Here is a 24,377-nt window from a genome sequence, read left to right as displayed (position 1 = left end):
CTGTCAGACGAGCCCCGCGGCGACGGCCTTCTCGGTGGCCGCGCGGACCGCGGCCTCCTGCTCGGGCGGCAGCGGGACGCGCGGTGGGCGCACCGGGCCGCCGTACCGCCCGACGACGTCCATGGACAGCTTGATCGCCTGCACGAACTCCACCCGCGAGTCCCAGCGCAGCAGCGGATGCAGCTGCCGGTAGAGGGGGAGCGCGGTGGTGAGGTCCCCGGCCACGGCGGCACGGTACAGCTCGGCCGAGGCCCGGGGGAGCGCGTTGGGGTAGCCGGCCACCCAGCCCTTGGCACCGGCTACGGCCAGCTCCAGCAGGACGTCGTCGGCGCCGATCAACAGGTCCAGTTCCGGGGCGAGTTCGGCGATCCGGTAGGCGCGGCGGACATCACCGGAGAACTCCTTGACGCCGTGGATGTGACCCTCGCCGTGCAGCCGGGCGAGGAGTTCGGGCACCAGGTCGACCTTGGTGTCGATCGGGTTGTTGTACGCCACCACTGGCAGGCCCGTCCTCGCGACCTCCGCGTAGTGGGCGAGGACGGACCGCTCGTCGGCGCGGTACGCGTTGGGCGGCAGCAGCATCACCGACGCGCAGCCGGCCTCGCCCGCCTGCTCGGCCCAGCGGCGTGCCTCGGCGGAACCGTACGCGGCGACGCCCGGCATCACCCGCTCGCCCCCGGTCGCGGCCACGGCGGTCTCCACCACCCGGGCGCGCTCCTCGGCGGTGAGCACCTGGTACTCGCCGAGCGAGCCGTTGGGTACCACGCCGTCGCAGCCGTTCTCGACCAGCCAGGCGCAGTGCTCGGCGTAGCGGTCGAAGTCGATCGAGAGGTCGTCGCGGAGGGGGAGCGCGGTGGCGACGAGGATGCCGCGCCAGGGGCGGTGCTGCGGATGGGGCATGCGATTCCTCACTCACTAGGGTGTGACATAGCACTTGGGGGTGGTGTCGTGCGGTGCCGTGCATGGTGCTCAGGGGCCGATCAGTCGGGGTCGGGCAGTGCGGCCAGGACGCCGAGGGGTACCGGCCGTGCGAACGGCCGGCGTCCCGGGGCGAGCGGGCAGCCGGTCAGGCCGGCCACCGCGGGTGCGCACATCCGGCCCTGGCACCAGCCCATTCCGGCCCGGGTGAGCAGCTTCACCGTGCGCAGGTCCGAGGCGCCGAGCGTGCCCGCGGCCGTCCGGATCTCCCCGGCGGTGACCTCCTCGCAGCGGCACACCACCGTGTCGTCCGGGACCGTGTCGGCCCAGCCCGCCGGCGGTACGCAGACCGCGTCGAGCGCCGCGACGAAGTGCCGCAGCCGGGTCCTGGCCCGGGCGGCGGCGGACCAGCGGCGCGGATCGGGGGTAGTGCCGTGCAGGCGGGCGGCGATCGAGCGTCCGGCGATGTGACCCTCGGCGAGCGCGAGGGCCGCGCCGCCGATGCCGGTGGTCTCCCCGGCGGCCCAGACGCCGGGCACGTCCGTGCGCTGCTCGTCGTCGACCCGTACGGCGGTGCCGGACAGGGTGCAGCCCAGGGTCTCGGCGAGGTCGGTGTGCGGCAGCATGCCGTGGCCGACGGCGAGGGTGTCGCAGGGGATGCGGCGGGCGCTGCCGGGTGTGGTCCGCCCGTCCCGGTCGAGCGCGGCCACCGTGACCGCCGCCAGCCGGTCGGTGCCGTGCGCCTCCACCACGGCGTGCCGGGGCACGAGGGGTACGCCGTGGCGCAGCAGCCGGGCCGCGTACCAGGCGCCCTCGGCGAGCTTGTCCGGATGTGCGGCCAGGACCGGCGCGCGGCGCAGCACCGCACCGGGGTCGGCGGACTCGACCAGCGCGGCCACCCGGGCGCCGGCCGCGGCGAGCCCGGTGGCCACGGGAAGCAGCAGCGGGCCGGTGCCGGCGACGACGGCCGTCCGGCCGGGCAGCACCAGGCGGCCCTTGAGCATGGCCTGCGCGCCACCGGCCGTGACCACCCCGGGGAGCGTCCAGCCCGGGAAGGGCAGGGCGCGTTCGTAGCCGCCGGTGGCGATCAGAACCGCGTCGGCGCGGACGGTGACGCCCTCCTCCTGCGCGGGGCCGCGCAGCGCGTGCACGGAGAAGGAGGCGGAGGCCGGGTCCCGCTGCGCACACCAGACGTGATGGTCCGTCAGGTGACGGATCCGTCCCGTGGCGAGGTGCCGGTCCAGTCCGTCCCGCAGCCGCTCCCAGGTGCGCCACTGGTGGTGCAGGGCCTGTGGCCGGCGTGCGCCGAGGGCCGGGGCGGGCTGCCGGTAGAACTGCCCGCCCGCCTGGTCGGCCGCGTCGAGGAGGGTGACGTGGACGCCCCGTGCGGCGGCCGCCAGCGCCCCGGCGAGGCCGGCCGGGCCCGCGCCGATGACGGCGAGGTGAGGTCGTTCAGTCATCGTCGTGGCCCGTCCCCTCCTGTGTGCGGATCACATCTCCCGGCCGCACCGGCACCAGGCAAGCCCGTTGGTTCGGGCGGTCATCGACCGTCACGAGGCAGTCGAAGCACACCCCGATCCCGCAGAAGACCCCGCGGGGTCGGCCCGAGCCACGGGTGCTGCGCCAGGCCGTGACGCCCGCGGCCCACAGTGCCGCCGCCACCGTCTGGCCGGGCAGCGCCTGCAGAGGCCTGCCGTCGAAGGTGACGGTGAAGGTCTCGCCCGGACGGGCCCGGACCAACTCTCTCGGATTCACGGCGTCCCGCTCCCGTCGGTGTCGAACCGCTCCGGCCGGAACGGGGCGAGATCCAGCTCCGCCGCCTTCCCGGTGAGCGTCTGCGCGATCAACTGCCCGGTGCCGGTGGCGAGTCCGATGCCGGCGCCCTCGTGCCCGCAGGCGTGGAACAGTCCGGGCGCCCGGGGGTCGGGGCCGATCGCCGGCAGGTGGTCGGGCAGGTACGGCCGGAAGCCCGCGTACGTCCGCAGCGCGCTGACCCGCTCCAGGAACGGGAACAGCCCGATCGCCCCGGCCGCGAGCGCCCGTACCGCCTGGAGCGACAACGAGCGGTCGAACCCCACCCGTTCGCGGGTGGCGCCGATCAGGACCGGTCCGGCGGCCGTGCCCTCCACGACCGGCGAGGTGCGCAGGGCGGCGGAGTCGCTCGCGACGTCGGCCACATAGTCCGCGGCGTACACCTTGTGCCGGACCATCCGGGGCAGCGGCTCGGTGACCAGCACGAAGCCGCGCCGGGGGAGCACCGGCAGCCGGACGCCCGCGAGCGCCGCGAGATCGCCGCCCCAGGTGCCGGCCGCGTTCACCACCGCCGGCGCGTGGAGGTCGCCCCGGTCGGTGCGGACGCCACGCACCCTGCCGTCCGCCGCCCGCAGCACTCCCGTCACCGTCCGGCCGGTGTGCAGGCGGGCGCCGGAGGCGCGCAGCAGGTGGGCGGCGGCCAGCGCGGGCATGACCTGGGCGTCCTGCGGGTAGTGCACGCCGCCTGCCATGCCGGGTGCCACATGCGGTTCCAGGCCGTGGAGTTCGTGACCGTCGATCGGATCAGCCGTGACTCCGGCGGCCCGCTGCCCCGCGGCGAAGTCCGCCAGCGCGGCCAGGGCGGCGGGCGTCGAGGCGACCACGAGGCCGCCCTTGGGCTCGTACTCGATCGCCCTGCCCAGTTCCCCCGCCAGGTCCGCCCACAACCGAGCCGACAGCAGGGCCAGGTCCAGTTCGGGACCCGGTTCCTTGTCGGAGACGAGCAGGTTGCCCTCGCCCGCGCCGGTGGTGCCGCCGGCCACCGGGCCCCGGTCCACCACCCTCACGTCGAGGCCGGCCCGCGCGGCGTACCACGCGCACGCCGCGCCCACCGTCCCGGCTCCGACGACCACGACATCGCAGGTCAGTCGCTTCACCACGCCAGTACTATGTCACATGTCGCAGTCCCTGAGGAGACCCCGTGCGCCCGGCGCCGCTCGCCCGGCCGGCCCCTGGTCGTCCGCGCGGAGTCCCAGGTGTGGACGCCCCCTTGACGTCGTACGGAGCCGGATCGACACTCCAGGTAGGGAATCCTAGTGAACAGGTAGGGAATCATGGCGCGCCTCGATACGGTCACCGGCCGAGCGGGCCGGTCGCCGCTGCGCACACCCCTGCTCACCTCCCGGCTCCACATCGACCTGCTGCGCGTCTGCAGCGCCATCAGCGGCCGGCGCTGAGCCCGGCCCCTCGCCCTCATCGAAGGACGGCGCCTGTCGGCGCGCCCGTCCGCACACCCATGACCCGGGGAGACGCATGTCCGTCAGTCCGCTCACCGCCGCTGCCCACGTCCGCCGATCCACCCCCGGCTTCCGGGGCCGGATCGGCCGGGACGCGCGCAGCGGCCACTACGCCGTGCCCCACCGCTACCGGCTCCATCTCTCGACCGCCTGTCCCGACGGACTCCGCCTCGCCGTCGGACACAGCCTCCTCGGCCTGGACGGCAGTTGTCCGGTCACCGTTCTGCCCGCCGTCCCGGACTGTCCCGGCGGCGGCCACACGGCACTGCGCCCGCTGTACGAGGCGAGCGCCCACCACTACACCGGCCCGGCCCTCGCGCCCGTCCTCAGCGACGACTGGTCCGGACGCATCGTGAGCACCCACGCCCCCGACATCCTGCGCGACCTGGACCGCTTCCCGGGCGACGACCAGGCCTCCCTGTACCCCTGCGGCACGGAGTCGGTGATCGAGGCGGTCGAGCGGATGTGCGCCGAGGGCATCGAGGAGGCCGCCCAGCGCGCCGGACGCGCCGGTGCCGACCCCGCCGAGCAGGCCGCCGCCCTCGACGTGCTGCTCGACACCCTGGGCCGGCTGGAGCGACGGCTGACCGGTGAGGAGTACCTGGTCGGCGACCTGCTCACCGCCGCCGACATCGAGCTGTGGGTGACCCTCGTGCAGCTCGACACCGTCCACCGCTGCCACCTCGACGCCTCCGCCGTGCACCGGATCGCCGACCACCGCGCCCTGTGGGCCTACGCCCGCCGCCTGGCCGCCCACCCCGCCTTCGGCCGCCACCTCGACCTGGACGGCATCTCCCGCCGCCACCACGGCCGTTGCCAGGGCCTGGAGGCCGCCGGAGCGGCTGTCCAGATCCTGGACTGGGTCGGCCACGCGGGCGATGCTCCGGGCGCTTGCCGCAGGTGAGAGCGAATGTCGTAAGTCCACTACGCGGACGGCCGTTGACATTCGAACGGACAACTGCCTTACTTACGGCTCAGAACGGTCATGAGCGTCAGCGCCAAGCCCTGGCTCGCTGACCGGCAACCCTCGCATCGCGGTGGGGTGCCCCAGGTGACGACCGGACCGGATGACGTTTTCGGTAAGCGCGAGGCCCCACGGGGCCGGAACAGTGACAGGTGACGCCATGTACGCAGCTCCCAGGACGGCCGCGAGCCGCCCCCAGGGCTGCGTACCGCCGTACGCCCAGCTCCTCGTCGCGAACCGCGCCGTCGATCTGCTCCGCGTCAACAGCGCACTGTGTACCGCACCGGGCTCTGCCCGCTGTCGGGGCTGACACCCGCTTCCCAGCCCCCGCGTTCGTCACGCACACCCTCCGTGTGGTGTGCCGTTGCCCGCCCAGCTCCCGGTTCCGCGCGTTCCCGTGTGCCACCTCGTGCCGTAGTGCCGTCATGCGCCGTCGTGACCCACGCTCGCTCGCCGCCGTCCCGGGGTGTCCGATTCCGCCGGAGCCCGCCATGAGTGAACCCCCAGGCGCCGCCCTCTCCCTCGCCGAGGCGCCACCCACCGACACACCGTCAAGAAACTTGTCGGCACAGCGTGTTCAGCCACTGCGTCGGCCAGGACGGTGGATCGTCACCGCCGTCGTCCTCGTGCTCGTCGCGCAGATCCTGCACGGACTGGTCACGAACCCCTTCTACCAGTGGGACCGCTTCCGCTACTGGTTCCTGCGCCCGACCGTTCTCGACGGCCTCCTCGTCACCCTCGAAGTCGCCGCCCTGAGCGCCGTGCTGGGTCTGGCCGGCGGGATCGTGCTGGCGCTCGGCCGGCTCTCCGGAAGCCCGGTGCTGCGCGCGGTCAGCTGGACCTACACCTGGCTGTTCCGTTCCGTACCGCTGATCGTGGTGCTGATCTTCCTCTACAACTTCAGCGCCCTGTACAAGACGTTGAGCCTGGGTGTGCCGTTCGGCCCGGCCTTCGTCAGCTTCGACGAGTCGAAGCTGGCCACCGACATGGCGATCGCCGTCGTCGGCCTCAGCCTCAATGAGGCGGCGTACGCGGCCGAGGTGGTCCGCGGCGGTCTCCTCTCCGTCGACCAGGGACAGCACGAGGCGGCGTCCGCGCTCGGCCTGCCCAACGGCTACCAGTTCCGCAGGATCGTCTTCCCGCAGGCCCTCAGGTCCATCACCCCGAACTACGTCAACCAGCTGATCGGCCTCATCAAGAGCACGTCCCTGGTGTTCTACGTCTCCCTGCTCGACCTGTTCGGCTCGGTGCAGGCGATGGGCAACACCTACCCCGGTGACATCGTGCCGCTGCTGCTGGTCGCCACCGTCTGGTACCTGATCCTGACCAGCGCCGTCTCCGTCGTCCAGTTCTACGTCGAGCGGTACTACGCCCGGGGCGCCACGCGCACCCTGCCGCCGACACCACTGCAGAAAGCCCGGGCCGGCCTGGCCGACCTGCGGGCCCGGCTGCGCAGGGAGGCCGCCGTATGACCAGCGCCCACATCCTCGAGAAGGCCGCTCCCGCCGCGATCGAGGTGCACAACGTGCACAAGTGGTACGGCGCCCACCGCGTCCTCGACGGCATCGACCTGACCATCCGCCCCGGCGAGGTCACCGTGATCCTCGGGCCGTCCGGCTCAGGCAAGTCGACCCTGCTCCGGGTCGTCAACCACCTGGAGAAGCCCGAGATCGGCCACGTCAGCGTGGGCGGCGAACTGATCGGCGTGAAGCGGCACGGAGCGGGGGTCCCCACGGGCGCGGGCCCAGGGAGGCTCAAGGAACTCAGCGAGCGCGCCATCCTGGCCCAGCGCAGCCGGATCGGCTTCGTCTTCCAGAACTTCAACCTCTTCCCGCACCTGACCGTCCTCGACAACGTCGCCGCCGCGCCCGCCGCCACCGGCAGGCTGACCAAGCCGGCGGCCCAGGAACTGGCCCGCGAACTGCTCGAACGCGTGGGCCTGGGCGGCAAGGCAGGCGCCTACCCCCGGCAGTTGTCCGGTGGGCAGCAGCAGCGCGTCGCCATCGCCCGCGCCCTCGCCCTGCGTCCCGGGGTCATCCTCTTCGACGAGCCGACCTCCGCGCTCGACCCCGAACTCGTCGGCGAGGTGCTGGCCGTCATCAAGGACCTCGCGACCAGCGGCACCACCCTCGTCATCGTCACCCACGAGATCGGTTTCGCCCGCGAGGTCGCCGACCGGGTCGTCTTCATCGACGGCGGCCGGATCGTCGAACAGGGCCCGCCCGGTCAGGTGCTGGACAAGCCCCGGCACGAACGGACCCGGGACTTCCTCGCCAAGGTGCTCTGACCCCCTCCCCGGCGACGCCCCCACGACCTCCCCCACCACATCACCGCCACCACCCTCATCAGCGAGACAAGGACAGCCGAGCCATGCCTACCCACATCACCCGACGCAGCCTGATACGCGGCATCACCGCGGCGACCGCCGTCGCCACCCTCGCCACCGGGCTCGCCGCCTGCGGGGGCGACAGCGAGGCCGCCGCCAGGACCGACGCCGCCGGTACGGTCACCGTGGGACAGCTGTCCAACGGGGCCGCCAAGGAGACCGAGCTGAAGGTCTCCGAGGTGAAGTCCATCAGCGCCGAACTGCCCGCATCCGTCCGCAAGAGCGGCAAGCTCGTCATCGGCATCGGAGCCCTGCCCGCGGGATCCGCGCCGCTGAACTACGTGGGCAGCGACCAGAAGACCCTGACCGGCTCCGAGCCCGACTTCGGCCGCCTGGTGGCCGCCGTCCTCGGCCTCGAGCCCGAGATCAAGAACTTCACCTGGGAGAACCTCTTCGTCGGCATCGACAGCGGCAAGGTCGACGTGGCCTTCTCCAACGTCACCGACACCGAGGAGCGCAAGAAGAAGTACGAGTTCGCCTCCTACCGGCAGGACAACCTCGCCTTCGAGGTACTGAAGAAGAACCCCTGGAACTTCGACGGCGACTACGAGAACCTCGCCGGCAAGACGGTCTCCGTGGGCTCCGGCACCAACCAGGAGAAGATCCTCCTGGAGTGGAAGGCCAAGCTGGCCAAGGAGGGCAAGAAGCTCACCGTCAAGTACTTCCCGGACCAGAACTCCATCAACCTGGCGCTCAGCAGCGGCAAGATCGACGCCTTCCTCGGACCCAACCCCAGTGTCGCCTACCGCGCCCGGCAGACCGCGAACACGCCCAACCCGACCCGCAACGCGGGCACCTTCTCCGGCGCCGGCGAGACGCTCCAGGGTCTGATCGCCGCCACCGCCAAGAAGGACAGCGGACTGGCCAAGCCGCTCGCGGACGCCATCAACCATCTGATCAAGAACGGGCAGTACGCCAAGTGGCTGGCCGCCTACAACCTCTCCAACGAGGCCGTGGCCAAGTCCGAGGTCAACCCGCCCGGACTGCCGCTGGACAACTCCTGACGGGCCGCCACAGCCGATATGCGACGTGAGCCAAGCAGGGACTCCGCCTCCGTGGCCCGCCCCACCGGCGTCCGCGCAGGCGGAGCCCCCCAGGCCCTGCCCCGAGCCACCCTCCTCGACAACGCCGTCTGGGCCGCCCTCGACGGCCCGCACGCCCACCTCGCCGAACGGGTCGGCCGCGCCGCCCGCTACCGGCCCGAGACCTACGCTTTCGCCGCCCTCGCCGACCCGTCGGACCCGGCCGCCTGGGCCGACCTGCACACGCTCGTCGGTCCCGGAAACACCGTTCGGATCAAGCCCGTCGAGCGGGTCCCCGACGGATGGCAGGTCGTCGGCGGCGGGGAGGGCGTCCAGCTCGTCGGCACCGCGCTGCGGGCCGAGCCCGCCCCGGAGGCGGTACGGCTGGGGCCCGCCGACGTCCCCGAGATCCTCGACCTGGTCGCCCGGACCCGCCCCGGCCCGTTCCTGAGGCGGACCGTCGAGATGGGCACCTATCTCGGCATCCGGCACGAGGGCCGGCTGATCGCGCTCGCCGGGGAGCGGCTGCGGCTGCCCGGCTGGACGGAGATCAGCGCCGTCTGCACCGACCCCGAGCACCGCGGCCGAGGGCTGGCCACGCGGTTGGTGCGGGCGGTCGCCGCGGGCATCCGGGACCGCGGGGACACTCCGTTCCTGCATGCCGCCGCGGACAACGCGCGGGCGATCCGGCTCTACGAGTCGATCGGGTTCACCCTGCGCCGCCGCTCACGCATCGTCCAGGTCCGCGCGCCGGGAACATCCGGCGCGGGCCGGGCGTTGTCCGTCGCGACGAGATCCGCACGGCGGTCGCCGACCCGGCCCGCCGCGCCCGACGGACGGAGGTGACGGCCGTGACACGGGTACTCCCGGTGCGCCTTGCGCACCCGTACCGCTCGGTCCGCCTGCACTCCCGGCCGCACATAGATCTCCAGCGCGTGTCCACCGCGCTCTGTCGCCACTGACTCTCCCCCCGGCCCCCGGCCGTCTCCTCCTGCCGCGCTCGCCCCTCGCCACCTCCCTGCCGCGCGAGCCGGTGTTCTCGTACGGACATCAAGGAAGGCACCGACATGTCCTCAACTCCTCCTTCCCCTCTACACCTTGCCGTCGCACTGGACGGCACCGGCTGGCATCCCGCGTCCTGGCGCGAGCCGGTCGCCCGCCCCCGGGAACTGTTCACCGCCGGCTACTGGGCCGACCTGGTCGCCGAGGCCGAACGCGGCCTGCTCGACTTCGTCACCATCGAGGACGGCCTCGGCCCGCAGTCCGCGCGGTTCCTGGAGCCGGACGAGCGCACCGATCAGGTCCGCGGCCGGCTCGACGCGGTCCTCGTCGCCTCCCGCGTCGCCCCGCTCACCCGGCACATAGGTGTCGTCCCGACCGTGGTGGCCACACACACCGAGCCGTTCCACATCTCCAAGGCGATCGCCACCCTCGACTATGTCAGCAGCGGACGCGCCGGTCTGCGCGTGCAGATCACCGCCCGCCCGAACGAGGCCGCGCACTTCGGCCGCCGGACCATCGACCCGATCGACGCCTACGACAGCCCGGCCGCGCTGGAACTCGTCACCGAGCTGTTCGACGAGGCCGCCGACTACGTGGAGGTCGTGCGCCGGCTCTGGGACAGCTGGGAGGACGACGCCGAGATCCGGGACGCGGCGACCGGCCGCTTCGTCGACCGGGACAAGCTGCACTACATCGACTTCGAGGGCCGCTTCTTCAGCGTCAAGGGCCCCTCCATCACGCCCCGGCCGCCGCAGGGCCAGCCGCTGGTCACCGCCCTCGCCCACCAGACGATCCCGTACCGGCTCGTGGCCCGCCAGGCCGACATCGGCTACGTCACCCCGCACGACCTGGAGCAGGCCCGCGCGATCGTCGCCGAGATCCGCGCCGAACAGCAGGCCGCGGGCCGCGCCGACCAGACCGTGCACGTCTTCGGCGACCTCGTCGTCCTCCTCGACGACACCCCGGCCGAGGCGGAGGCCCGCCGGGACCGCCTCGACACGCTCGCGGGCGAGCCGTACACCAGCGACGCCCGGATCTTCACCGGTACCGCCCACCAACTGGCCGACCTGCTGGAGGAGCTGGCGGAAGGCGGACTGACCGGTTTCCGACTGCGGCCCGCCGTCGCCGGCCACGACCTGCCCCGCATCAGCCGGGACCTGGTGCCCGAACTGCGGCGCCGCCACCGCTTCCGCGACGCCTACGAGGCCGACACCCTGCGTGGTCTCCTCGGCCTCGGCCGCCCCACCAACCGCTATGCCGCAGCCATCGCCTGAGCCGGAGGAACGCAACGCCATGAGCAAGCCGCTGAAGCAGATCCATCTGGCCGCCCACTTCCCCGGCGTCAACAACACCACCGTGTGGAGCGACCCGGCCGCCGGCAGCCACATCGAGTTCAGCTCCTTCGTGCACTTCGCCCGCACCGCCGAACGCGCCAAGTTCGACTTCCTGTTCCTCGCCGAGGGCCTGCGCCTGCGCGAACAGAACGGCCGGATCTACGATCTCGACGTCGTCGGCCGCCCCGACACCTTCACCGTGCTGGCCGCGCTGGCCGCCGTCACCGACCGGCTCGGCCTGACCGGCACCATCAACTCCACGTTCAACGAGCCCTACGAGGTGGCCCGCCAGTTCGCGAGCCTCGACCACCTCTCCGGCGGCCGCTCCGCGTGGAACGTGGTCACCTCCTGGGACGCCTTCACCGGCGAGAACTTCCGCCGCGGCGGCTTCCTGCCGCAGGAGGAGCGCTACTCCCGCGCCAAGGAGTTCCTGGCCACCGCGAACGAGCTGTTCGACTCCTGGCGCGGCGACGAGATCCTCGCCGACCAGGCCACCGGCACCTTCCTGCGGGACGCCAAGGCCGGATCCTTCGTCCACCAGGGGCAGCACTTCGACATCCACGGCCGCTTCAACGTCCCGCGCTCCCCGCAGGGCCGCCCGGTGATCTTCCAGGCGGGCGACTCCGACGAGGGCCGCGAGTTCGCCGCGGCCGGCGCGGACGCGATCTTCAGCCGGTACGCCACGCTGAAGGAGGGCCAGGCCTTCTACAAGGACGTCAAGTCCCGCCTCGCCGCGTACGGCCGCCGCCCCGACCAGCTGCTCATCCTGCCGGCCGCGACCTTCGTCCTCGGCGACACCGACCAGGAGGCAGCCGAGCTGGCGCGCGAGGTGCGCCGGCAGCAGGTCAGCGGTGCCACCGCCATCAAGCACCTGGAGTTCGTCTGGAACCGGGACCTGTCGGCCTACGACCCGGAGGGGCCGCTGCCCGACGTCGACCCGGTGGTGAGCGAGGAGCACATCTCCCGGGGTCGCGCCCAGGTGCGCATGTACCGCGACCCGATCGCCATCGCCCGCGAGTGGCGGCAGCTCGCCGAGGCCAACAAGTGGTCCATCCGTGACCTGGTCATCAACACCGGCAACCGGCAGACCTTCATCGGCTCCCCGGCCACCGTCGCCCGCACCATCAACGACTTCGTCCAGGCGGACGCCTCCGACGGCTTCATCCTCGTCCCGCACATCACCCCGGGCGGCCTCGACCCGTTCGCCGACAAGGTGGTCCCGATCCTGCAGGAACAGGGCGTCTTCCGCGCCGACTACGAGGGCACGACCCTGCGCGACCACCTGGGTCTGGCCCACCCCGACGCGGACGCCCGCGCCTCGGCCGAGCGTGCCGCGTCCTGAGGTCCCTCACGATCACCTGATCACGTACCGGACCGACCCGGTCACGGGCGTCCCCCCGGGCTTCCTCACCCACCCCGGAAGCACCGGTGTGGCCGCGGACGTCACCTCCCCCGTAGGTGACGTCCGCGACCGTTCCCCCGGTGCCGGACCGTGGTCCTCGTCGTCCGTGTGCCGTCACCAGCACATGACGGCCGTCTCTCCCGCACCCCACGTGGAGTGGAGGCGGACGCGGACGAAGTAGCGGCGGCCCTTGACGAGCCGCACCCCGACAACGGCGTTGTCCGGGCCGCCGCCGTCGTCGTGGCCCGCGAGGAAGCGCGCTTCCCCGTCGCGCTCCTCGAAGACCACGAGCACGGTGTCGGCGTCGCCGAAGGTACCCACGGTGTACGCGCGGGTCTCCGGCGGCTCGACGGTGAAGTCGGCCTGTTCCGCCGGGCCCAGACCCAGCGGCACCGACCGGAACGGCACCAGCGCGGCCGGCCCGGCAGGGTCGGCGGGCGGGTACCAGCGGAGCACGAACTCCTTGTCGGCCGGGGACGGTGTGCCGGACGGACGCAGCCCCCCGCGGTACTGCTCCGGCTCCAGCACCAGCCCCGGCCCGAACGGCAGCGCCATGACCGACTGCGGATCCCACACCGAGCCGCTCGCCTCGCCGGCGTCCAGCGCGCGCAGCACGTTCGTGTCCGTCGTCTCCCGGCTCCAGAAGTTCGGCGGACCCGCCAGCTCGGCGTACACGGCCTCGTCGTCCCAGTGGAGCCCGGCGAACGGGCTCTGGTGCTCGTGCACCATGCCGAGCGCGTGCCCGATCTGGTGCAGGACGGTCCCGCGCTCCCCGGGCGCGGTCACATCCCAGCCGAGGTTCATGGTGCGCTCGCCCCGGCCCACCGACAGCGCCTCCCGGCCCACCGCCGACCAGGAACCGGCTCCGGCCTGGAAGCCGATCCGCAGCTCCGCCTCCCCCCGGTCGCCGACCTCGGCGAAGGTGACGCCGATGCCGAGACCCTGCCACTCGCGGAAGCACTCGCGCACCACGTCCCGCTGCTCCTCGCCCCCGGCCCACGGCACCCGGCGCAGTTCCCCGCTCCCGGGGACCGGGATCACCGAGGCGTCGGAGTCGGCGTCGAGGAAGCAGTAGTGCAGGACCGTGCCGTTGACCCACATCCGCCGCCCGGCGAGCAGCGCACCCTGCCGCTCGGCCGTCAGCCCCGCCGCGAAGGACGGAGCCGGCTGCCGCGGAAGCGAGCAGAGGCGTCGGGTCATGCGGCCAGCGTGCCCGCCCGCGGTGCCGGGCGCCTGAGTCGGGGGCTACTCAAGTCCACCTGTATCAAAGCTGAGTACGCGCGCTCCGGATGATGTGAGGACTTTCGAACAGGACGCGAAGACACTGCAGATGCCCTGGCCGTTCACCGGCCGGCAGGACGAACTGGAGCTGGTGCGCGGGTCGCTGGCCACCGGTGGGCACGGCATGGTGGTGACCGGTCCGGCGGGCCACGGCAAGACCCGGCTGCTCACGGAGGCGGTCCGGGGCACGGACCACACCCGGGTCACCGGCACCCCCGAGGCCCAGAACCTGCCCTTCGCGGCGTTCGCACACCTGCTCCCCGACACCGTCTCACTGCACCGCGCGGTCCAGCTCCTGTCCGGCGTACGGCTGCTGGTCGTGGACGACGCGCATCTGCTGGACGAGGCCTCCGCGGCGCTGGTCCACCAGCTCGCCGCACACGGACGCACCCGCCTGCTCGTGGCCGCGGTGGACGAGGTGCCCGCGCCCGGCGCGGTGTCCCGGCTGTGGACCGGCGAGCTGCTGCCCCGGCTGGCCCTCGCCCCGCTGCCCCGCGAGCACACCGCGCGACTGCTCGCCGCGGCAGGCCTGGAACCCCTCACGGTCGGCCGCCTGCACCGCGTGTGCCGGGGCGATCTGCGACTGCTGCGCGACCTGGTGACCGCACTCGGCGACTCCGGGCGGCCGGCCCCCGCCTCGGGCACCGGCGAGCGGGCCTGGCGGGGCGCGCTGCCGGTCACCCCGGCCCTGCGCGAGCGGCTCGCCCCGGTCCTGGAGCGCTCCGGCCCCGGTGAACGCGACGCCCTCGAACGCCTCGCCTTCGCCGAGCCCCTGCCGGTGCCCCTGGACGACCTCGACCTCGACGTCCTGGAACGCCTGGAGGCGGACGGCCTGATCGAGGTCGACGAGCAGGGCGCCGTCACCCTCGCCCACCCCCTGCACGGCTCGGCCCTGCGGGCCACGACCGGCCGGCTGCGGGCCCGCCGGCTGGCCCGCACCCCGGACGGCCGCGGCCCCGCTCTCGACGCCGAACAGCGCACCCTGGCCCGGCGGATCGAGCAGCTGGACGTCCGGCCGGTGCCCACGCCCGTGGGGGACTGGCTGGTGGCGGAGGGCATCCCGCTCCCGGCCGGTTACGCAGCCGTACGCGCCCGGTACGCGCGGCTGCGCGGCGAGGTACGGGACGCGGCGGCGTGGGCCCGGGAAGGGCTGCGCCATGCGCCGGGAGACCCCGGATGCCGGAGCGAACTGCGGCTCGCGGAGGCCGAGTCGGCGAAGACGGCCGAGGCGCGGCCGCGGGCCGCGGGGGTCGACGGGGACGACGTCCACGCGCGGTACGAAGCCGTCCGTCTCGGCCACCCCGAGCGGATGGCGGGACGGTTGCCGGCCGGCAGCGTGTTCGCCCGGCACGCCGAGGCCTTGGCCCGCGATCACGGCGCCGCGCTGGACCAGGCCGCGGCGGCCCTCGAGGAGCGTGGCTTTCTGCTGTACGCGGCGGAGGCGCATGCGCAGGCCGTGCGGGCGCATCGTGATCCGCGTGCCGCGCGACGCTCCCGTACCCGTGCGCTTGCCCTGGCCGGGCGGTGCCAGGGGGCCCGTACGCCGGCGCTGGCAGGGCTCGTCCTGAGTGAACTCACCGCTCGGCAACGGCAGATCGTGGGTCTGGCGGCGGCGGGGCTCAGCAACCGGGAGATCGCGGAGCGGTTGACTCTGTCGGTCCGGACGGTGGGGAATCACCTGTACAGCGCGTATACGCGGCTCGGTACGGGGGATCGGGGGGCGCTGCCGTGGCTGGTGGAGCCGCCGGTCGCGGAGTCGGCGTAGTCGTATGTGCGAGGGGGAGGGGGCCGGGGGTAGGGGGCTGCGGGTCGGCGGTCGGCTGCGGGTGCGTCGTGGCTGATCGCGCAGTTCCCGGCGCCCCTTGTCGACGCGTGGTGGGCCGGTGGCGTGCCGTCGGCCTCGAACGCACCCTTACGCCGCCCCGAACGCCGCGAAGGCCCAGCCTGTTGCCTGGTGCACCGCGTCGCCGGGCAGGGCCGCGCGGGCGTCGCGGAGGGCCTCGGCCAGGGAGAGGCCGGCGCCGAGGCCCTTGTGCAGGGCGAGCATCAGCGGCACCACCGCCGCGTCGTTGACCGGCGCGCTGCTCGCCACCACCCCGGCCGTGCCCAGCGGCAGCAACGCGGTGACCAGGCCGAGGAGTTCGTCGGCGCCGACCGAGGCGAGGCGGGCGGTGTCGCAGCTGGAGAGGATGATCCGGTAGGGGCTGCGGGCGAGCCGTTCGAAGTCGTGCACGATCAGCGGGCCGTCGGCCATCCGCAGCGCGGAGAACAAGGGGCTGTCCGCGCGGAACGTGCCGTGCGCCGCGAGGTGCGCGAGGCCCGCGCCGTCGAGTTCCGCCAGCACCCTCGGCACCTGTGCCTCGTCACCCTCCAGGACCGTCGCCGTGCCGTACCGGTCCGCCAGTTCCAGTACCTCCGCACCGCCCGTCGCCAGGCCGGGGCCGCGCACCAGCACGGCCCGGCCGTCCGGCGGCGGCTCCGTCTCCCGGGCGCGCAGCCAGCTGCCCGCCGACGGGGACACGCTGAGCACCCGGTCCCGCAGCGCGGGCAGCAGCGCCCACGGCACCCGGTGCAGTGCCCCCGGCGGCACGATCACCACCGGACCCGAACCGAGGTGGGCCGCCGCCCCGCCCAGCAGCAGCTCCTGCAGCCGCCGGCCCGTCGCCTCCACGAGCGGCAGCCGCGCCTCCGCCCCGGGATGCGCGAGCCGCCGTAGCCCGGCCTGCACGTACTCCGCCTCGGCCACCGCCTCCGCCAGCGCCCCGCCGTCGAACCTCCGCACCTTCCCCTGTCCGCACAGCAGGACGTGCACCCGCCCGTCCACCACGGCCAGTTCGACCAGCCGGCCGTCACCGAGCCGGTCCAGCAGCCGGGCCGCGTCGAAGCGGTCCCCGGAGCCGGGCGCGGCCCCGCGCATGTGGTGGGTGCGGGAGCGGATCTCCCGCTCCAGGCGCCGCTGTTCGCGTTCCAGCGCGGGCACCGGACGCCCCTCCATCCGGGCACCCTCCGCGCGCGCGGCGATCTCCCGGTAGGCGGTGAGGGTGCTCAGCAGCGCCGGGTCGTCGGGCGGCCGGGTCGGCGGCGCGGACAGCACGGTCGCCCGCCAGCGCTCGCTCCACACCAGCAGCCGTCGTCGATCACCCTGGGCGAGGCTCACCTCCTGAGCGAGCGCGGCCAGTTCGGCGCCCTGCGCGGTCGCGTGGGCCCGCAGCTCGGAGGCGCCGAGGGTCATCCGGTGGTCGTCCAGCACGTCCAGACCGCGCCGGCACGCCTCCAGCACACCCCGCCGGGACCCGGCCGCGCGCGCCCTGAGCGCCTGCGCCGCCCAGCCGGTCATCCGGGCCGTCGGCGGTCCGGCGTGCCGGCTGCGCGCGGCCACCGCCAAGTGCCGTTCCGCGTCGGCCGTCCAGCCCAGGGCCAGCGCGATCCGGCCCGCGAGCAGCGACGCCTCGGGCGCGGCGGGCGAGCCGAAGCCGGCCAGCCGCTCGGCGACCGCCGCCGCGTCCGCGACCAGCCGCCCCGACCGGCGACCGGCCGCCACCCGCGCCTCGATCAGCACGAGCCGGGCGTGGGTCTCCCACCACATCCGCCGCTGCGCCGCGAACAGCCGTACGGCGACGGCGGCGCGGGCGATCGCGGTGTGCGGGTCCCCGGCCGAGCGGGCCGCCCGCGCGGCGGCGAGCAGCAGCTCGGCCTTGCGGGTGGACTGCCCGCCGATCCGGTCCAGCAGCGCGATCGCCGCGTCCGCCTCGGCCAGCGCCTCCGGGGCGAGCCCGGCCGCCATCAGCACCTCGCAGCGCCGGACGGACAGCATGTAGGTCGGCGTGCCGAGTTTCGCGTACCGCTCCTCGGCCTCGTCCAGCAGCCGCAGCGCCGCCGGGATGTCCCCGGTCCGGAACGCGGCGAGCCCCCGGCTCTCCACCGCGTCCGCCTTGTCGTGCTCCTGACCGGTGGTGTCCCACAGCCGCTCCGCCGCCGAGAAGTCCGCGACCGCCCGGTCCACCGCGCCGAGCGCCAGATGCACGGTCGCCCTCAGGGTCAGCGCCCGCGCGGTCCAGATGTCGTCGGCGACCTGCCGCAGCACCGGCAGTGCCCGCCGCACGTCCTCCAGTGCCTCCCGGTGATGCCCCAGCACCCACCACACGTACGCCCGCCGGAACAGCACCCGTGCTCGGGTGTGTCCGGTGCCCCGTGCGACCCCCCGCTCGAACGACGCGAGCCCCTGCCGCGTGCGCCCCGCGTGCACCAGTGCGACCCCCAGCGTCGCGAGCACATCGGCCTCCCGGTCGGCCGACTCGGCGCGCGCGGCCAGGGCCCGGGCCCGCCGCAGATGCCGCAACGCGATCCGCAGATCGCCGAAGTCCCGCTGCCAGATGCCGAGCACCTGGTGGGCGACGCTGGCGTGCAACGGCGGCGCAGCGGCACACAGCACCTGTTCCGCGCGCGCCCGGGCCTCGCCCGGGTCGGCGAACACCAGGGGCAGCAGTTCGAGAACCGACTCGCTTCCCGCCGTCACGTCTCGCATCGTAGTGGCCTGCTGTATCAGACGGTGGCCCCGCGACTCTCACTGTCGAACGCCGTCTTGAGGGGGAGGACACGACATGGCACCACAGCGATTCCACGAGCAGTTCGACCACATCCAGCGCTCGATGCCCGACGTCCCACTGGCCATGGGCCCGGACGACGACGCCCACTTCCTGTACGAGAAGGGCGTCGTCCTCGCCCGGGACGGCGAGGAGGCACGGGTCGTCGAGGACACCGTGCGCGCCCACTTCACCGAGACCCAGGGCCTGCTCCCCGACCACGTACGCCGCACGGGCCCGCAGACCAACCGCACCGGCGTCACCCGCATCCGGGTCGCCGATCCGGACGTGGGCGACGACACCGTGCCGCACGCCCTGCGCGCCCTGCGGCAGGCCGAGGACCGCCGGGGTCGCCGGCTGGTCAGCCGGAACCACGTGGTGCACATCGCGGTCAACGCCTGCCCCGGCGACGAACCGGTGCCCGTCCCGCGCACCGCAGCCGCCAACCCAGGCGCCGCGGAAGGCGGTCACCACCCGGACTCCGCCGTCCGGGTCCTGGTCGTCGACACCGGTCTCGTGCACGACCACCGCTCCTACCCGCTCCTCGCCCACACCACGGGCGACCCCCAGCTGAACGAGACCGGCGGCGACGGAGTGCTCCACCAGTACGTCGGCCACGGCACGTTCATCGCCGGCATCCTCGCGGCCGTCGCACCCAACACCGCCATCACCGTCCGCGGCACCCTGAACGACGCCGGCGCCGTCCTGGAGTCCGAGTTCGGCGCCAAGCTCTTCGAGGCCGTGGACCGGGACGGCTGGCCCGACGTCATCAGCCTGTCCGCGGGCACGCCCACCGAGAGCGCCGACGGTCTCATCGGCCTGGACGCCTTCATGCGGGAACTGCGCGCCCAGCGCACCCTGCTGGTCGCCGCCGCCGGCAACAACGGCGGCGACACGCCGTTCTGGCCCGCCGCCTACGCCGCCCTGCCCGAATACGCGGACAGCGTCCTGTCGGTCGGCGCGCTGCGCGCCGACGGCGACGGCGAGGCCTGCTTCAGCAACCACGGCCCCTGGGTCCGGGTCTACGCCCCCGGCGAGCGCCTGACCAGCGCCCTCACCGGCTTCGACACGCCCGTGCCGTACCTCTACCAGCACTCCACCTACGACAGCTGCCGGTACGGCTCCGGCTACGCCTGCACCTGCCAGTTCCCGCCCCACACCGGAGTGTTGAGCGAAGGACGGGAGAGCACCGGGTCCAAGGCGGACCAGGTGATGTTCGAGGGGCTCGCGCAGTGGAGCGGCACCTCCTTCGCGACCCCGGTCGCCGCCGGCCTCGTGGCCGCCCATATGACGGCGCACCAGCAGCCGGACCCGCGCACGGCCGGCGCCCGGCTCCTCGCGGACACCACCGACCGGGCCGAGGTGCGCGGGGCGCACGTCCCGGCGCTCCGCCCGCCCACCTGGCGCCCGGTCCCGCTCGCGACCCCCGCGCTGCCCGCATGAGGGCCGGAACCCTCCGCTCCACGGCGTACGATGACGTCCCGTACACGAGGGGTGGAGCCGTGGACCGAACAGAGGTCGGCGCGCTGGTCCGGTCCGCCGTCGACGGGGACGCCGCGGCCTGGAAGGCGCTGGTGGAAGGGATGAGTCCACTGGTGTGGTCGGTCGTGCGAGCGCACCGGCTCTCCGACGCCGACGGACACGAGGTCTTCCAGACCGTGTGGTTCCGCTTCGCCCAGCACCTGGGCCGGATCCGCGAGCCCGACAAGGCCGGCTCCTGGCTGGCCAGTACGGCCCGCCACGAGTGCCTGAAGGTGCTCAAGGGCCTGACCCGGCTGACCCTGACCGACGATCCGCAGATCCTGGACCGGGCGAGCGACGACCGGACGCCGGAGGAGTCGCTGATCGATTCGGAAGAGGCGGCGGACCGCGCCGAGCGGGTCCGCCGCCTGTGGCAGGAACTGGACGGACTGGGCGACCGGTGCCGGCAGTTGCTGCGGGTGCTGATGGCCTCCCCGCCACCCAGCTATGTGGAGATCTCGGCCGCGCTCGGCATCGCGGTCGGCAGCATCGGGCCGCTGCGCCAGCGCTGTCTGCGCCGGCTGCGGGCCCGGATGAACGCACGGGGTGCGGCGTGAACGGACACGACGAGAACGGCTTCGCTCCGCGGGACGCGGATGGTGAGCGGTTCGCGGTCGCGCGCGATGCGGACGGCGAGGAGTTCGCGGCGACGCGGGGCGTGGACGGCGAGGAGTTCAGGGTCGCGCGGGACGCGGGCGGTGAGGAGTTCGCGGCGGCGCAGGACATGCAGGGTGAGGAGTTCGCGGGCGCGCAGGGTGCGGATGGTGAGCGGTTCGCGGTGGCGCGCGATGCGGACGGCGAGGAGTTCGCGGCGACGCGGGGCGTGGACGGGGAGGAGTTCGCGGACGCGCTGCTGGAGGAGGAGCTGCGTCAGGCGGCCGCCGTGCTGGACCCGGTCCCGGACGGGCTGCGCCAACTCGCCCTGGACGCCTACGCCCTGCACGACCTCGACGCCCGGATCGCCGAGCTGACCTTCGACTCGCTCGTGGACGCCCTGCCGGTCAGGGGCGTCACGGACGCGCCGCGGATGCTGACGTTCCGCGCGGGGGAGGTGACGGTCGACGTCGAGGTCACCGACGACGGGCTGATCGGCCAGGTGCTGCCGCCGCGGTCGGCGCGCGTCGAGGTGCTCGGCGGCCCGCAGACGGCCCACCCGGTCACGGTCGACACCCTGGGCCGCTTCACCAGCGACAGCCCGCCGGCCGGCCCCTTCGCCCTGCGGCTGCGGACCGGCGCGGAGGTGATCGTCACCGAGTGGCTGCGGGCCTGACCACGCTCACCGGGTGACCGGGAGCGACCGCGGCCCGCGGATCGTCCCCGTCGGACTACAGGGCGTCGACGAGCGCGGCCAGCGCGGAGGCCAGCCGGTCGAGTCCCGGACCTGCCGGGCCGCCCGGCTCCGTCATGTACGTGTCCCGCCGGATCTCGACCATGAGCGCGCTGACCCGGGCGTCGCGGCCGTAGAACCCCAGCGGCACGTACGTACCGGCGAACGGGCTGTCCAGGCCCGTCTCCCCGCACCCGGCGAAGGCCTTGCGGGCCGCCTCGGTCAGCTCCGGCGGCGTGTGGAAGGCGTCCGTGCCCAGGCACACCGGCGGTCGCGGTCCGGCGGCGTGCAGCTCGTAGGGCAGCGGCTCGGTCGGATACGAGTGCACGTCGATGACCACGGCCCGCCCGGTCGCGGCCAGCCGCCCCGCCACCGCCTCCGTCATGGCCCGGGCGTACGGCCGGAAGTACCGCTCCACGAGCGGCTCCGGATCGGTGTCCGCGGCCCGCAGCTCGCCCCGGTGCGTGGTCCGTGTGTACACGGCCCCCATCCCCACGGCGAGCATCTCCTCCCGCTCGTCCGGAAACCGCTCCGGATCCACCACCAGCCGCGACAGCCGGTTGACGAACCGCCATGGCCTGACCCCGGCCGACGCGGCAGCCTGCTCGGCGATCTGCGCCGTGTGCGCGTCGGTGATGTGGTCCAGCTCCCGCTCGAGCGCCGCGTCGTCCAGCAGGACTCCCTGGCGCACGTCGTCCGGTATCGCCCGCGCGGAGTGCGGCACGTGCAGCAGCACGGGCGACTCGGCGGCACCGGGCAGGAGTTCGAACGAGGTGGCGGGTGCGGTCACGGGCTGCTCCGGGGGCGTTCCAACGGGTGGACGGATGGGCTGGTGGACGCTCGGGGCCCCTGTCCCGCACGGTCCACCGAGCCGAGGGGGCCGAACCACGGTTCGGCAGGCTCCTGGCGTCTTGGACGAGTGAAAGAGCCGTGTGTGCAGCATGCCATGGCGGTCTGTCACACATCGATACCTGTCGTTGCGCACCACAGGCGGCAGGTCACCGCCTCCGCCCCGGACACGCCTCCGCCCCGGACACGCCTCCGCCCCGGTCGGGCGGTGCCGGCCGGGGCGGGGGCTTCAGGAATCCTCGGGCTGGGACGTCAGCTCAGCGACGCCAGCGCCTCGTTCCAGGTGGCGGACGGCCGCATGATCGCGTCCGCCTTGGCCTTGTCGACCTGGTAGTAGCCGCCGATGTCGGCCGGGGAGCCCTGGACGGCGTTCAGCTCGTCCACGATCCGCTGCTCGGCCGCCGCGAGCGACTCGGCGAGCGGCGCGAAGGCCTTGGCCAGGTCGGCGTCGTCGGTCTGCCTGGCCAGCTCCTGCGCCCAGTACAGGGACAGGTAGAAGTGGCTGCCGCGGTTGTCGATGCCGCCGACGCGACGGGTCGGGGACTTGTCCTCGTTGAGGAAGGTGGCCGTGGCCCGGTCGAGGGTGTCGGCGAGGACCTTGGCGCGGGTGTTGCCGGTGGCCGCCGCGTACTGCTCGAAGGAGGGGACGAGCGCGAAGAACTCGCCGAGCGAGTCCCAGCGCAGGTAGTTCTCCTTGACCAGCTGCTGGACGTGCTTCGGCGCGGAGCCGCCGGCACCCGTCTCGAACAGGCCGCCGCCCGCCATCAGCGGGACGACCGACAGCATCTTGGCGCTGGTGCCCAGCTCCAGGATCGGGAACAGGTCGGTCAGGTAGTCACGCAGCACGTTGCCGGTGACCGAGATGGTGTTCTCGCCGCGGCGGATGCGCTCCACCGACAGCTTGGTGGCCTCGACCGGGGACAGGATCCGGATGTCCAGGCCCTCGGTGTCCTGCTCCGGCAGGTACTGCTTGACCTTGGCGATCAGGTTGGCGTCGTGGGCGCGGCCCTCGTCCAGCCAGAACACGGCCGGGTCGCCGGTGGCGCGGGCGCGGGTGACGGCCAGCTTGACCCAGTCGCGGATCGGGGCGTCCTTGGTCTGGCAGGCGCGGAAGATGTCGCCCTTGGCGACCGGCTGCTCGATCACGACGTTGCCGGCCTGGTCGACCAGGCGGACGGTGCCTGCGGCCGGGATCTCGAAGGTCTTGTCGTGGGAGCCGTACTCCTCGGCCTTCTGCGCCATCAGGCCGACGTTCGGGACGGAGCCCATGGTCGACGGGTCGTAGGCGCCGTTGGCGCGGCAGTCGTCGATGACGGCCTGGTAGACACCGGCGTAGGAGGAGTCCGGGATGACGGCGAGGGCGTCGTGTTCCTGGCCGTCCGGGCCCCACATGTGGCCGGAGGTGCGGATCATCGCCGGCATGGAGGCGTCGATGATGACGTCCGACGGCACGTGCAGGTTGGTGATGCCCTTGTCGGAGTCGACCATGGCGAGGGCCGGGCCCTCGGCGATCTCGGCGTCGAAGGAGGCCTTGATCTCGGCACCCTCGGGCAGGTTCTCCAGGCCCTTGAGGATGCCGCCGAGGCCGTCGTTCGGGGTGAGGCCGGCCGCCTTGAGGGTCTCGCCGTACTTCGCGAACGTCTTCGGGAAGAAGGCGCGCACCACGTGACCGAAGATGATCGGGTCGGAGACCTTCATCATCGTGGCCTTCAGGTGCACGGAGAACAGGACGCCCTCCTCCTTGGCGCGGGCGACCTGCGCGGCGAGGAAGGAGTTCAGCTCGGCGACGCGCAGCACGGAGGCGTCGACGACCTCGTCCTTGAGGACCGGTACGGACTCCTTGAGGACGGTGGTGGTGCCGTCCTCGCCCACCAGCTCGATCCGCAGCGCGCCGTCCTCGGCGACGACGACGGACTTCTCGGTGGAGCGGAAGTCGTTCTCGCCCATGGTCGCCACGTTCGTCTTGGACTCGGAGGTCCAGGCGCCCATGCGGTGCGGGTGGGTCTTGGCGTAGTTCTTCACCGAGGCCGGGGCACGGCGGTCGGAGTTGCCCTCGCGCAGCACCGGGTTGACGGCGGAGCCCTTGACCTTGTCGTAGCGGGCGCGGATCTCGCGCTCCTCGTCGGTCTTGGGGTCGTCCGGGTAGTCCGGCAGCGCGTAGCCCTTGCCCTGCAGCTCGGCGACGGCGGCCTTCAGCTGCGGGATGGACGCCGAGATGTTCGGCAGCTTGATGATGTTGGCCGCGGGGGTCTTGGCCAGCTCGCCCAGCTCGGTCAGCGCGTCCGGGATGCGCTGGTCCTCGTTCAGGTACTCCGGGAAGACGGCGATGATGCGCCCGGCCAGCGAGATGTCGCGGGTCTCCACGGGCACACCGGCCTGCGAGGCGTACGCCTGGATCACCGGCAGGAACGAGTGCGTCGCCAGGGCCGGGGCCTCGTCTGTGTAGGTGTAGATGATGGTCGAGTCAGTCACCGGGTGCTCCGCTCCACGTCTGCAACATTGCTCGACATCAAGATATC

At 73.4% G+C, this 24,377-nt stretch carries 21 protein-coding genes and 1 riboswitch; of the genes, 13 read left to right on the top strand and 8 right to left on the bottom strand.

The window, feature by feature from the left end:
* Nucleotides 1–3 precede the first annotated feature (3 nt).
* The 4 genes from ACGFRF_RS35470 to ACGFRF_RS35455 all read right to left on the bottom strand — a co-directional run bounded on the left by ACGFRF_RS35470 (nt 4) and on the right by ACGFRF_RS35455 (nt 3,830).
* Nucleotides 4–900 (bottom strand): dihydrodipicolinate synthase family protein, encoded by an 897-nt coding sequence (locus ACGFRF_RS35470; protein ID WP_393747170.1) that lies wholly within the window; start codon nt 898–900, stop codon nt 4–6.
* Nucleotides 901–980: 80 nt separating this feature from the next.
* Entirely contained in the window at nt 981–2,378 is a 1,398-nt protein-coding gene (locus ACGFRF_RS35465) for an NAD(P)/FAD-dependent oxidoreductase (protein WP_393747168.1), read from the bottom strand.
* On the bottom strand, nt 2,371–2,673 hold the full coding sequence (locus ACGFRF_RS35460) for a (2Fe-2S)-binding protein (protein ID WP_393747167.1): 303 nt from the start codon (nt 2,671–2,673) through the stop codon (nt 2,371–2,373). Before ACGFRF_RS35460 ends, ACGFRF_RS35465 begins: the two co-directional genes overlap by 8 nt.
* On the bottom strand, nt 2,670–3,830 hold the full coding sequence (locus ACGFRF_RS35455; protein WP_393747165.1) for an NAD(P)/FAD-dependent oxidoreductase: 1,161 nt from the start codon (nt 3,828–3,830) through the stop codon (nt 2,670–2,672). The genes ACGFRF_RS35460 and ACGFRF_RS35455 overlap by 4 nt, the downstream gene beginning before the upstream one ends.
* A gap of 174 nt (nt 3,831–4,004) precedes the next feature.
* Between ACGFRF_RS35455 and ACGFRF_RS35450 the strand changes: the two genes are divergently transcribed.
* The 9 genes from ACGFRF_RS35450 to ACGFRF_RS35410 all read left to right on the top strand — a co-directional run bounded on the left by ACGFRF_RS35450 (nt 4,005) and on the right by ACGFRF_RS35410 (nt 12,237).
* Nucleotides 4,005–4,127 carry a putative leader peptide gene (locus tag ACGFRF_RS35450; protein ID WP_393747163.1) on the top strand — a complete coding sequence of 41 codons (123 nt, stop codon included), beginning with the start codon at nt 4,005–4,007 and terminating at the stop codon, nt 4,125–4,127.
* Nucleotides 4,128–4,203: 76 nt separating this feature from the next.
* The gene (locus ACGFRF_RS35445; protein WP_393747161.1) at nt 4,204–5,091 is read left to right on the top strand and encodes a glutathione S-transferase C-terminal domain-containing protein; all 888 of its coding nucleotides are present in this window, start codon (nt 4,204–4,206) and stop codon (nt 5,089–5,091) included.
* Nucleotides 5,092–5,168: 77 nt separating this feature from the next.
* Nucleotides 5,169–5,279, top strand: a riboswitch (SAM riboswitch).
* Between the two features lie 363 nt (nt 5,280–5,642).
* Nucleotides 5,643–6,623, top strand: coding sequence for an amino acid ABC transporter permease (locus ACGFRF_RS35440; RefSeq protein ID WP_393747159.1), 981 nt, complete (start codon nt 5,643–5,645; stop codon nt 6,621–6,623).
* The gene (locus tag ACGFRF_RS35435) at nt 6,620–7,438 is read left to right on the top strand and encodes an amino acid ABC transporter ATP-binding protein (RefSeq protein ID WP_393747157.1); all 819 of its coding nucleotides are present in this window, start codon (nt 6,620–6,622) and stop codon (nt 7,436–7,438) included. Before ACGFRF_RS35440 ends, ACGFRF_RS35435 begins: the two co-directional genes overlap by 4 nt.
* Before the next feature lie 83 nt (nt 7,439–7,521).
* Entirely contained in the window at nt 7,522–8,541 is a 1,020-nt protein-coding gene (locus ACGFRF_RS35430) for an ABC transporter substrate-binding protein (RefSeq protein WP_393747155.1), read from the top strand.
* A gap of 18 nt (nt 8,542–8,559) precedes the next feature.
* A complete protein-coding gene (locus ACGFRF_RS35425; protein ID WP_393747153.1) occupies nt 8,560–9,405 on the top strand; it encodes a GNAT family N-acetyltransferase in 846 nt (281 codons plus the stop codon).
* On the top strand, nt 9,402–9,521 hold the full coding sequence (locus tag ACGFRF_RS35420) for a putative leader peptide (RefSeq protein WP_393747152.1): 120 nt from the start codon (nt 9,402–9,404) through the stop codon (nt 9,519–9,521). Before ACGFRF_RS35425 ends, ACGFRF_RS35420 begins: the two co-directional genes overlap by 4 nt.
* Before the next feature lie 105 nt (nt 9,522–9,626).
* Nucleotides 9,627–10,835 carry an LLM class flavin-dependent oxidoreductase gene (locus ACGFRF_RS35415; protein ID WP_393747151.1) on the top strand — a complete coding sequence of 403 codons (1,209 nt, stop codon included), beginning with the start codon at nt 9,627–9,629 and terminating at the stop codon, nt 10,833–10,835.
* Between the two features lie 19 nt (nt 10,836–10,854).
* The gene (locus ACGFRF_RS35410) at nt 10,855–12,237 is read left to right on the top strand and encodes an NtaA/DmoA family FMN-dependent monooxygenase (RefSeq protein WP_393747150.1); all 1,383 of its coding nucleotides are present in this window, start codon (nt 10,855–10,857) and stop codon (nt 12,235–12,237) included.
* Between the two features lie 174 nt (nt 12,238–12,411).
* Here ACGFRF_RS35410 and ACGFRF_RS35405 read toward each other — a convergent pair whose 3' ends face one another.
* A complete protein-coding gene (locus ACGFRF_RS35405; RefSeq protein ID WP_393747149.1) occupies nt 12,412–13,497 on the bottom strand; it encodes a M12 family metallopeptidase in 1,086 nt (361 codons plus the stop codon).
* A 94-nt stretch (nt 13,498–13,591) separates the two neighbouring features.
* Between ACGFRF_RS35405 and ACGFRF_RS35400 the strand changes: the two genes are divergently transcribed.
* Nucleotides 13,592–15,343, top strand: a complete 1,752-nt coding sequence (locus ACGFRF_RS35400; protein WP_393747148.1) for a LuxR C-terminal-related transcriptional regulator — start codon at nt 13,592–13,594, stop codon at nt 15,341–15,343.
* Nucleotides 15,344–15,490: 147 nt separating this feature from the next.
* Here the strand turns inward: ACGFRF_RS35400 and ACGFRF_RS35395 are convergent, their stop codons facing one another.
* Nucleotides 15,491–18,103 carry a CHAT domain-containing protein gene (locus ACGFRF_RS35395; RefSeq protein ID WP_393747147.1) on the bottom strand — a complete coding sequence of 871 codons (2,613 nt, stop codon included), beginning with the start codon at nt 18,101–18,103 and terminating at the stop codon, nt 15,491–15,493.
* Between the two features lie 76 nt (nt 18,104–18,179).
* Here ACGFRF_RS35395 and ACGFRF_RS35390 point away from each other — a divergent pair, with 76 nt between their 5' ends.
* The 3 genes from ACGFRF_RS35390 to ACGFRF_RS35380 all read left to right on the top strand — a co-directional run bounded on the left by ACGFRF_RS35390 (nt 18,180) and on the right by ACGFRF_RS35380 (nt 20,952).
* A complete protein-coding gene (locus ACGFRF_RS35390; protein ID WP_393747145.1) occupies nt 18,180–19,604 on the top strand; it encodes a S8/S53 family peptidase in 1,425 nt (474 codons plus the stop codon).
* Nucleotides 19,601–20,239 (top strand): RNA polymerase sigma factor, encoded by a 639-nt coding sequence (locus ACGFRF_RS35385; protein WP_393747143.1) that lies wholly within the window; start codon nt 19,601–19,603, stop codon nt 20,237–20,239. Before ACGFRF_RS35390 ends, ACGFRF_RS35385 begins: the two co-directional genes overlap by 4 nt.
* Before the next feature lie 167 nt (nt 20,240–20,406).
* Entirely contained in the window at nt 20,407–20,952 is a 546-nt protein-coding gene (locus ACGFRF_RS35380; protein WP_393747325.1) for a hypothetical protein, read from the top strand.
* Nucleotides 20,953–21,007: 55 nt separating this feature from the next.
* Here the strand turns inward: ACGFRF_RS35380 and ACGFRF_RS35375 are convergent, their stop codons facing one another.
* Both ACGFRF_RS35375 and ACGFRF_RS35370 read right to left on the bottom strand, forming a co-directional pair.
* Entirely contained in the window at nt 21,008–21,799 is a 792-nt protein-coding gene (locus ACGFRF_RS35375) for an N-formylglutamate amidohydrolase (RefSeq protein WP_393747141.1), read from the bottom strand.
* Nucleotides 21,800–22,110: 311 nt separating this feature from the next.
* Nucleotides 22,111–24,330: an NADP-dependent isocitrate dehydrogenase gene (locus ACGFRF_RS35370; protein ID WP_393747139.1), complete on the bottom strand. Its 2,220-nt coding sequence runs from the start codon at nt 24,328–24,330 to the stop codon at nt 22,111–22,113.
* Between the last annotated feature and the right edge of the window lie 47 nt (nt 24,331–24,377).

This window comes from Streptomyces sp. NPDC048521, from assembly GCF_043199855.1.
Classification (GTDB): Bacteria; Actinomycetota; Actinomycetes; order Streptomycetales; family Streptomycetaceae; genus Streptomyces.
The sequence above is the reverse complement of the archived record's forward strand: the minus strand, read 5'-3'. Positions and strand labels throughout refer to the sequence as shown.